At 33.3% G+C, this 10,478-nt stretch carries 11 protein-coding genes and 1 pseudogene; all 12 read right to left on the bottom strand.

The window, feature by feature from the left end; translation table 11 throughout:
• Positions 1–314 (bottom strand): annotated as a pseudogene (locus tag CLPU_RS15655) (NCS2 family permease); the annotation flags it as partial.
• Positions 315–692: 378 nt separating this feature from the next.
• Positions 693–2,507: an adenine deaminase gene (locus tag CLPU_RS15660; protein ID WP_200898633.1), complete on the bottom strand. Its 1,815-nt coding sequence runs from the start codon at positions 2,505–2,507 to the stop codon at positions 693–695.
• A gap of 21 nt (positions 2,508–2,528) precedes the next feature.
• Positions 2,529–2,813 carry a EutN/CcmL family microcompartment protein gene (locus CLPU_RS15665; protein ID WP_050378963.1) on the bottom strand — a complete coding sequence of 95 codons (285 nt, stop codon included), beginning with the start codon at positions 2,811–2,813 and terminating at the stop codon, positions 2,529–2,531.
• Between the two features lie 29 nt (positions 2,814–2,842).
• Positions 2,843–3,718, bottom strand: coding sequence for a flavoprotein (locus CLPU_RS15670; protein WP_050378965.1), 876 nt, complete (start codon positions 3,716–3,718; stop codon positions 2,843–2,845).
• A 74-nt stretch (positions 3,719–3,792) separates the two neighbouring features.
• On the bottom strand, positions 3,793–4,071 hold the full coding sequence (locus CLPU_RS15675; RefSeq protein WP_321169976.1) for a BMC domain-containing protein: 279 nt from the start codon (positions 4,069–4,071) through the stop codon (positions 3,793–3,795).
• A 43-nt stretch (positions 4,072–4,114) separates the two neighbouring features.
• The gene (locus tag CLPU_RS15680; RefSeq protein ID WP_050378969.1) at positions 4,115–4,501 is read right to left on the bottom strand and encodes a BMC domain-containing protein; all 387 of its coding nucleotides are present in this window, start codon (positions 4,499–4,501) and stop codon (positions 4,115–4,117) included.
• Between the two features lie 20 nt (positions 4,502–4,521).
• A complete protein-coding gene (locus CLPU_RS15685; protein WP_050378971.1) occupies positions 4,522–5,184 on the bottom strand; it encodes a hypothetical protein in 663 nt (220 codons plus the stop codon).
• A gap of 25 nt (positions 5,185–5,209) precedes the next feature.
• Positions 5,210–5,485, bottom strand: a complete 276-nt coding sequence (locus CLPU_RS15690) for a BMC domain-containing protein (protein WP_050378973.1) — start codon at positions 5,483–5,485, stop codon at positions 5,210–5,212.
• Between the two features lie 19 nt (positions 5,486–5,504).
• Positions 5,505–6,869, bottom strand: a complete 1,365-nt coding sequence (locus CLPU_RS15695; RefSeq protein ID WP_050378974.1) for a UbiD family decarboxylase — start codon at positions 6,867–6,869, stop codon at positions 5,505–5,507.
• Between the two features lie 23 nt (positions 6,870–6,892).
• The gene (locus CLPU_RS15700; RefSeq protein ID WP_050378976.1) at positions 6,893–7,447 is read right to left on the bottom strand and encodes a UbiX family flavin prenyltransferase; all 555 of its coding nucleotides are present in this window, start codon (positions 7,445–7,447) and stop codon (positions 6,893–6,895) included.
• Between the two features lie 298 nt (positions 7,448–7,745).
• Positions 7,746–8,357 carry a cysteine hydrolase family protein gene (locus CLPU_RS15705; RefSeq protein ID WP_050378978.1) on the bottom strand — a complete coding sequence of 204 codons (612 nt, stop codon included), beginning with the start codon at positions 8,355–8,357 and terminating at the stop codon, positions 7,746–7,748.
• A 273-nt stretch (positions 8,358–8,630) separates the two neighbouring features.
• Complete coding sequence (locus tag CLPU_RS15710; RefSeq protein WP_235436196.1) at positions 8,631–10,226, bottom strand: dihydroorotase; 1,596 nt, start codon at positions 10,224–10,226, stop codon at positions 8,631–8,633.
• Positions 10,227–10,478: the final 252 nt, after the last annotated feature.

Below are 10,478 nucleotides of genomic sequence, written 5' to 3' on the forward strand. Positions count from 1 at the left end.
AATTCCCACGACTTTTTCATTCCTATTACTACAGAGAATGCAAAGAATGAGTTTAGCCCCATTGATGGTGCTAATCCAAACGGATAGTTGCCTAAAATACCTGCTAATGCTGTTGCTATTAATGCTGCTAGTGCTGTTGCTGTAAAAACAGCTTCTTTAGGCATTCCAACGTCAGAAAGATTTGCTGGAACAACTGCAAGTAAATAAGCAACTGTCATAAAAGTTGTAATACCTGCGAAGATTTCTGTTTTTGTGTTAGAGCCTCTCTCACTAACTTTAAAGGTTTTGTCTAAAAATCCAGAGTTACTTGACATTGAACGTTTTCCTCCTTTATGTTTTGTCTAAAGTAATCTATTTTATTTTTTAATACTAAATAATTTAGTATTTTTAACTTTTAGTATTTATTTTAATATAATTTCTAATTTCTTTATAAGTTATGCATTCTAGCATTTATAGAGTTAGTACGTTCATATCTAATATTAGAGGATTACAATATTCATTAAAATGTTGTTAACAAAATATTGTTAACTTTTAGATTAATATAAACATTATAATACATTTTTCGTCATTTGTATAGGAAAACACTTTCTTTTTTATTTCCTTAATTTACAAAAAAATAAAGCCTCATGGCTGCAGCATCATGAAGCTTTATTTCATATAAAACATTTTATATTCCTATTATTAAATCTTAATTATTTAACAATTGGATCAAGGATTTCAAAGTTATTAACGTCTACTAATCCTTTATCAGTTATTTTCCATTTTGGACTTGTTGAAAGAGCTAAGAACGATACGTGCATGAATGGAGCATGTAATGTTCCGCCTAATTGATCTCTTACAGTTGATTCTAAACTAGCTATCTTAGCACTTACTTCTTGACCAGTTAATTCGTCAGTTATAAGACCTCCAACTGGTAATGCTAATTCGTCTAACACTCTGCCATTGTTAGCAACAGCAACTCCACCGCCCATTTCTATAACTCTATTAACAGCAGCTACCATATCTCTTAAGTTAGTTCCTGTAACAGTTATATTATGAGTATCGTGAGCGATAGATTGAGCAAATGCACCTTGTTTTAATCCGATTCCTTTAACCATACATTTACCTATGTTTCCGTTACGTCCATATCTTTCTAAACAAGCTAAGTATATCACATCTTGATTTACATCAGCTTCTACTATACCACGGTTAACTCTAACTTGAGCTTCTCCAGTTTCTGTTAAGTTTTGATCTGGTATAGCTTGAATGTATCTAGCTGTAGCAGTATTTCCATCTGCATGAATTTCTAAGTCAGCTTCAGTAATAGGGTTTCTTCTTACTGAATTTTTAACTACATCTGGATAAGTGTATTTTGGAAGATCTATTAATAGTTTACCTTGTGATGCTACTAATTGACCTTTTATAAATACAGCTTCAACTGTCATTTCTTTCAAGTCACTTATAACAGCTATATCAGCTACTCTTCCTGGAAGAAGAGCTCCTCTGTCATTTAATCCCCAATAAGTAGCAGGATTTATAGTAACCATTTGGATAGCTTCGATTGGGTCTACACCTTCTCTTATAGTTCTTCTTACTATATCATTCATGTGGCCATGTTTTTCTAAATCTTCAGCAACCATATCATCTGAAACTAATACAAGTCTTCTTGAATCTAGTCCTTCTTCAGTTACGGCTCTTATACACTCAGACATATTTCTTTGAGTAGAACCTTCTCTCATGAATACGTATACACCTTGTCTTAACTTTTCAACACACTCTTCTTTAGTTGTAGTTTCATGATCTGAACAAGTTCCTCCACAACATATTATATGAGCTGCTAAGTCTGCACCAAATAACTCTGGAGCATTACCATCAACTGGTTTTCCTAAGCTCTTAGCATAAGTAGTTGAAGCTAAAAGGTCAGTTATTATTTCCGGTGTATTTCTATATACGTGTTTAGTTAATGAAAATCCTTGTAACTCTCCTATACCATATATGTTTGGATAGTTTAAAAGATCTTCCATATCTTTTGAGTTTACATCAACACCTGCTGTTTCAAGACTTGGTGCATCAGGAGTAAGAGCTGGAACTTGTAATCTTACAAAGTTTGGAACTACATTACATTCATCAGCCATAGCTTTCATAGCTACTGGTCCTAAAGCATTACCAATTTCATGTGGGTCAGCCATTAATGTAGTTGTACCTGATGGTATAGATAATCTTGAAAATTCAGTTATAGTTAACATACTACTTTCAAAGTGCATGTGTGAATCCATAAATCCAGGTGATAAATATTTACCTCTTACGTCTACAACAACTGTATCTGGTCCTATTAATGATTGACAATCACCAACAAGTGCTATATAGTCTCCTTTTATAGCGATATCAGCTGTATAAACTTCTCTAGTAATTACGTTTATAACATTACCATTATATAGAACAACATCAGCAAATCTGTCATCTGCCATTAATACATCTATTAATTCTCTATATTCCATTGCTTGTTTTATATTCTCTGGTTTTAACAAGCGATTCGCCTCCCTTCTAGTTTACCTCTCCAGTACATCTTTGTAGACATCCATATTGTCTACTATACCTATAATAGCAGCGTCTATTGCAGCTTCATGCTTCTTAGCTGCATTTCTTGATGCGGTACCTTCAGCATAGATAATTACCTCTCCTATACCTGCTCCAACTGTATCAACTGCTATAAAAGGATCTCCTACTGGATTATAGTCTATATCTAAAGGTTGTGTAATCATAAGCTTACTGCCTATAAGGCTGTCATCTTTTCTAGTTGCAACTAGTGTTCCTATTACTCTTCCAAGATTCATAAATCCCTCTCCTCTCTAAAATATATAGCCTATTTTTTTATAATTTTTATGCTTTGTTTTTTAGCCGTATCTATAGCTAGAGGAGTAACAATAGCTTTTAAAGGTACAGTCACTTCCTTACTGTCACCAGCTATTTCTAATAAATCTTTTTCGGTTATAATTCTTCTTTCGCTTTCAGAGTTAGTATTAACTGGTTGCTGTAAGCTTTGTGATTGTTCACCATCATTATTCAAACTAACATTTTTAAACTTTTTCAACATTTCTACTACATAGCTTTTTTTATCTACGCTGATTACACTCATTTTGTTAAGCTTATCTACGTATTCATTTATAATTTGTTGTTGAATTGGAGATTTTGACTCCGTCCCTCTATATCTAATAACATTGTCAAAGTCCATTAGAACAATTTTTCCATGCCATATAGCTTGCCATAACAATGTAGATATAAAGTTATCTTGAATTCCTAACGTTAGTTTAGCTGCTGTATCTTGTGTTGTCATAGTAACTAATATACCATCTACACTTTCTATGATATCACCAAATATGAGTTGATCTTCTTCAAAGTATACTTTGTTAGGACTAAGTACACTTTTGATGTGATTTATACCACTTTCTCCTATAACTTGCGCACCGCTATAAGAAAAAGCTACATCAAAAGTGAATCCATATTTTTTTACTCTACTGAGTTCTCTTAAAGACTCTGTTAATCCAACGTCAGTTCCTGTAAATATTACAAGAATATGATGGCTAGAATACCCAACATATTTATCGTCTATAATACCATTTGTTTTACTAGCATTTATGCCAAAGTCAATAGTATTAGTTGAATTTTTCCTTTTAGAGCCTTTATTTATTCTTTGTATTAACTCTTCCATTACATCACTTGTTAGAGTATATTTATTCATATTCTAACACCTCATAGGGTACAGCTATTAGTCTTTCAATTTAAGAAAATAGCTGTTATTAATTATTTATTATATTATTCGCCTTTAGAAAGCACTCTTTCAACTTCTGAGTGTGGTCTTGGTATTACATGTACTGAAATTAATTCTCCTACTGATCTTGCAGCTTCTGCACCAGCATCTGTAGCAGCTTTAACAGCTCCTACGTCTCCTCTTACCATAACAGTTACTAATCCGAATCCTATTTTTTCGTATCCGATTAAAGTAACATTAGCTGCTTTTACCATAGCGTCTGCTGCTTCAACAGCTCCTACTAATCCTTTAGTTTCTACCATACCTAATGCTTGACTCATTATTATTCCTCCTTAATTTATATATGTTGTCTATATAAACTTCCTACTACTTACTAGCTTTTATTGTAGCTTCTTCTTTTTTCTTACTTTCTTCTATCTTTTTAGGCTTATCATCACTTTTTAACTCTCTCTTAGCCTTTAAGTTTTTTTCAAATTCAGCCATTAGTTTATCAATCTCATCATGTGGTCTCGGTATTACGTGGCTTGATACCACTTTACCAATTCTATTAGCTGCTTCTACACCAGCATCTACAGCTGCTCTTACAGCAGCAACTTCACCAGCTATATGAATAGTAACACTTATAGTTTTTTCTACCCCTATAACTTTATCAAACCCTACTAGTTTTACATCTGCTGCTTTACTAGCTGCATCTAATGCTGTGATTGCTGTAGTTAGACCTACTGCTTCAATTAGTCCTAAAGCTGCTCTCATGTATTACACCTCCCTGGGTCCTAAAACAAGGAACCTTTCTTTCCTATAGAGTCCAATGTTACTTTAGGAATATATGTCTCAAGGTTGTTTAAAACACTTGATCTTACTAAAGTATTTTTAACATTTGGCTCTGGTTGTGGTTTAGCATCATTGCTATCTGAGCTAGTCTTAGCTGTTCCAGCTAAGTCACTTAAAGACATCATGCCACTCTTGTTTTTTGAAACTGACTTTATAATATTTTCAGGTTTCTTCTTATCTTTACCTGATATTAAGTCATCTATGCTTAAACTTTGTACAAGATTTCTACTACCAGTATTTATAGTAGATTTATTTAAATAATTTCTATTTTCATAGTTATTATTTAAATTATAATTATTTGTATTTGAGTTATTTTCCACACTATCATTTTTTCTTCCTGCAGCTAAAGAATCTAATGTTTTTAGATTATTTGCTATATTAACTGGAGAATTACTTCTTCCAGTACTATATGAACTTGAACTAGTATTTACAACTTTAGTAGAAGAATTTCCATTCTTATTTAGTAAACTAACTAGCAGCTGTTCTTCTCTATTATTTAAGTTAGCTGTTTTAAAAGAACTTGAATATGTGTTAACTCCTGTACCAACCTTCCCACTCATTTGGGAAATATTTCTCATAACCACTCTTGCTAATGGGTTAGCCATTATTTTCACCACCATTTAGCTATTCTTATAGTAATACATCTAACATTTTATCAACCTCTTCATGAGGTCTTGGGATAACATTAGATGATATAATCTCACCTAATCCTTTTGCAGTTTCAGTTGCATTTTCCACTGCTGCTTGGACAGCGGCAACTTCTCCTGATACTATTGCAGCAATAAGTCCTGATCCAACAAAGTTAAGATCTACAATATGAACATCTGCTGACTTAACCATAGTATCAGCCGCTTGTAAAGCAGCCACTAAACTTCTAGTTTCTACCATACCTATGGCTTGTCTCATAGTATACTACCACCTTTATTTATTTTTTAACTCCTGGAAGGTATTTCTCAATATCCAATTCACCTTCAAATCCAGGAATTTCTGCTAATTCAAATAGGTGACTCTTCTCTCCTAGTGGCTTAGTAGCATCTATACCTAGTTTGTCAGTAAGTCCACGTGCAACATGTGAAGCCTCAAGCCCTGATCCCAAAGCTCCTGGTATTGTAACTAGATCTTCAGAAGCTTGAACCCTAGAAGCTAATGCAAGTTCAACAGAACTTGGATCATAAATATCAATATCAGTATCTACAATAACAACATGTTTGATATCATAACCACTTGCTAATGCTCCTATTATTGCAGTTTTTCCGTCACCATCTTTTTTCTTATCTATAGAAATAATTCCGTGTAGTCTACATCCTCCACCAATTGTTATATTAACATCTTTAGCATCTACTAAGTTTTTAACTGAACTAAATACTTCAGCTTCTCTTATAAGACCATTTGCAAGATGCTCTTCTCTACATGGGAATGCATGTTGGAATATAGGATTATTTCTGTGCATTACTGTTGTAACTTCCATTACTGGATTTGGAGCAACATCTCCATAGTATCCCATTAACTCACCAAATGGTCCTTCTACCTCTAATCTATTTGGAATGATATGTCCTTCAAGAACCATTTCAGCATAAGCTGGGACTTCTAAATCAACTGAATAACACTTAACTAACTCAAGAGGTTCTCCTCTTAATGCACTATCAACTGCATACTTGTCCAGACCATATCTAGTTGAACTTATTTGTGATGCAAGTAAATAAGTTGCGTCATACCCTAAAACAACTGCGCACTCTAAAGGCTTATTCATAGCATTGCACTTTTCAAGTTGCTTTCTTAGTCTAGGCGAATGACCTGAAACTAATGCATTAATTATATTTCCTCCACGTACTTGGAATCTACGAACAGCCATATGACTTTCACCAGTCTCACTATCTTTAACTATAAGCATACCTGCAGTTATAAAACTACCTGCATCTTTCTCATGAGATGTTGGTACTGGGAACATTCTTTGAATATCTATGTTTCTAGTAACTATATTTTCTTTTATAGGTCCGTTACTAACTATTTTGTACGGCTGAGGATTTGCTATAGCATCCATAAACTTATATAAACGATTTTCTGGAGTCACTCCCATTAAATCATAATAAAGTTGACGATTTCCATAAAGGGCACCCATTACAGGCATATTATACCCTTTTACGTTATTAAATAATATAGGTTTTTGATTATTAAAATATCTTAATACTGCTCCTAATTCATATTTAGGATCCACTTCTACATTGCAAACTTCTAGTTGTCCTAGTTCTTGTAGTTTGCTCATTGTAGCTCTTAACATTTGTGTCTCCACGATTTGTTTCCCTCCTTTCAAGTCTATTCTCCCCATCTCTCAATTAAGTTATGCTCTACACCAATTTGATCTAATGCTCTTCCTACTATAGAGCTAACCATGTCTCCTATTGATTGTGGATGGTTGTAAAATCCTGGAGAAGCAGGTAGTACTGTAACCCCTAGTCTAGATAACTTAAGCATATTTTCTAAATGAATAGAACTTAATGGAGTTTCTCTTGGAATTACTACCAACTTTCTGTTTTCTTTAATAATAACATCTGCAGCTCTTGTTAGTAAATTATCCGATAGTCCATTAGCTACAGCGGCTACAGTTTTCATAGAGCAAGGAGCTATTATCATTGCATCTGTTTTAAATGATCCACTTGCTATAGATGCAGCCAAATCTTTATTATCGTGATAATATGTTGCTAGCCCTTTAAGTTCTTCTAGGCTCATACCACATTCGTGTTGTGTTACATATTCTCCTAAAGTTGACACAACCAAATGAGTTTCAATATTTAGTTGTTGTAAAACTTTTAAAAGAGCAACACCGTATATAGCACCACTACCACCAGAAATTCCTACTATTACTCTCATTGTTGTTGCCTCACTTTCTGGTTCTTAGCCTTGATTGTAAGGTTTTATTCACTGTTATAATAACAAAAAGTCGTCTTCTAATTAAGACGGCATATCATTTTCAGTATAACTATAAAGTTTTTTATTTTACGTTATAAATTTCATCGATCGATCGTATAGTAATTATAAGCTTATATTTTTAGATATATTAGTTAATACTTAATAGTTATTAGATAAGTATAATTTTTAATTAATAAAGATTTTTTAATTTTCTTATAATTTTAATGGACTGTCCTCAAATGAGGACAGTCATATTAAATTATTCTACTTTATTTTCTTGGTCTCCAGCACCAGCCCAAGCATCTTTACCAGCATCTATAGCTGAAGTAAATTCATCTATAGTCATAACTTTAGTGAAGATACTTAAGTCTACTAATCCATGCTCATGTTGAGCTTGGTTTTTAGAGTGAACTCCGTCACTTAAAGTAATAACTCTGTAAGCTAAAGCTAAAGCGTCAGCTGCAGTTGATCTAACACATACGTTTGTCCAAACACCAGTTACAACAACTGTGTCAAGATTTTCTTCTCTTAAATATAAGTCTAAATCAGTATGCCAGAAAGAACTATGTCTTCTTTTAGGAATAGTGTATTCTTCTCCTTCTGGATATAATTCTTTAATGAAGTCTGATCCCCAAGTTCCTTTAACAGCATGAACTGGTCTTACTCTGAAGTCAGCGTCATTTTTTCTGTGAGCTTCTTGGATGTGAATTAATTGAACGTCATCTTTACCTTGAGCGTTTCTTTCTCTTACCCATTTGAATAATTTTTGAAGATTTGGAACGATTTCTTCTCCACCTGGGCATCTTAATGGAGCTTTTTCTCCTATAAAGTCATTTAACATGTCGATAACAACTATACCATATCTTGGCATTTTATTTCCTCCCCTTAAATTAAAGTTTGTTTTTTAAATTTTTAAGCTTTAGATTTGTAGATATTTTATAATTTAAATGGCAACGAGTACCTTTTATTAATTTATTTGTATGGCGTATATTTCACAATATACGCCATACTTAAACAATATCCACCAACTAATAATATTATATTAGTATTTTATAACTTTGTCTAGTTTTTGTATACTTTGTCTTTTAACAAATTATTGGAATTATAATTTAATTATAACTTTTCTAATCTGTCCTATTTTATCCTAGTATGTTATTGTTTTAGGTAAAACTTGTATACTTTGTCTTTTTACGAATTGTCCAAATCCTGGTTTAACCATGATTCCTTTAATTCCTCTTATATGCTCATCTATTACTTCCGGATGCTCTTTTCTGTAACTTCTTTCATATTCAGCACTGTGTAAGTGTGGGAATCCTTCGAATACTCCTGAGTATTTTTCTTCAACTCCTGCTGGATATTCGTGTACTATTGTTTTTAATTCTTCATCTGTTAATGATGGTAATGCTCCTTCTTCACCATCTTGATATACTATGTGTCCACGAACTATAGTTTTTACTGGTTTACCTTTTAGTTTTAATCCTTCAAGTGGGTTATATCCACACATAGTAACCATATCTTTTGTTATAGTCCATTCTCTATCTAAGTCTATTACTGTAAAGTCAGCATCTGATCCTATATTTAATGCACCTTTTTTAGGATATAATCCGTAGTGTTTTGCAGCGTTAGTTGATAATATATCTACTAATTTGCTTAAAGAAAGTCTTCCTTTATTGTATCCTTCACTTACTAGCACAGGTACCATAGTCTCAACTCCAGGTATTCCTGGGAATGCAGTCCAGATATTCATTCCTTCTTTAGCTTTTTCACTTTCTATTTCATATGGAGCATGGTCAGTAGCTATGAAATCAACGCTTCCGTTGTTAAGTCCTTCCCATAACTCTTCATTATCTCTTTTAGTTCTTAACGGAGGAGCTATTTTAGCAAATGCACCATATTCGCTCATAGCATCTTGATAGTTTAGTGTTAAGTAGTGAGGACAAGTTTCTGAAGTTACGTTTATACCTCTTTTCTTAGCTTCTCCTACTAATTTAGCACCTATTCCAGTACTCATATGAACTATGTGTAATCTCGCTCCAGTATCTTCAGCAAAGCTTATACCTAATTCTATAGCAACTTTTTCAGCTAATTCCATTCTAGCTTCTGCCCATGCTGGACCATCCATTCTTCCTTCTTTTTGGAATTTTTTAACGTAGAAGTCACACATAGCAAAGTTTTCAGCATGAATTCCTATTGGAAGTCCTGTTTCAGCAACTGCTCTAAAACATTCTAACATTTCTGGGTCAGTAACTCTTGGATAAGTTGGAACTGAAGGAGTCATATAAACTTTAAATGCAACTACCCCATAGTCAGCTTGTTCTTTAACATTGTGCATCCAATCTTCTCTTACGTCTTCTCCTGTTACTCCACCCCACATAGCGAAGTCTACAAGTGATTGAGGTTGACAAAGGTCTATTTTTAATTGTAATTGCTCAACGCTTCTTGCTGAAGGAACTGAACAACATGGCATATCTATAACTGTAGTTATACCACCAGTTGCAGCAGCAGCAGTTCCTGTTAAAAAGTTCTCTCTATGAGGGAATCCTTGATACATAAAGTGAGTATGTGAATCTATACATCCTGGTAAAGTCAATTGTCCTTCTATGTCTATTATTTCTTTTGCTTGTACCTCTTCGATACAATCAGTAAATCCTGCTATTTTTTCATCTCTAACTAGAATATTAGTAACGATTGTGTCATCGCCTTGAGGGATTCTAGCGTTTTTAAGAATTAAATCATACATAATTTGATTCCTCCTATTAATTTTAGTTTTTTTGATATCACTTTACAAACTATGACATCGTTTTCCAGCAGTTTCTTTCCAAGCCGATTATTTATTCAACTTAGAATGTTACAAATTTTATATATTTATATTAATCACAAATCTAGAAATTCCTTCTAGATTTGTGATTATTAACTTAGTTTTTTAACTAGAATAAACCTACTATTTCTCCGTTTGGAAGAACATCCATTCTATTTGCAGCTGGTACTTTTG

It is taken from the genome of Gottschalkia purinilytica (assembly GCF_001190785.1).
GTDB lineage: Bacteria > Bacillota > Clostridia > Tissierellales > Gottschalkiaceae > Gottschalkia_A > Gottschalkia_A purinilytica.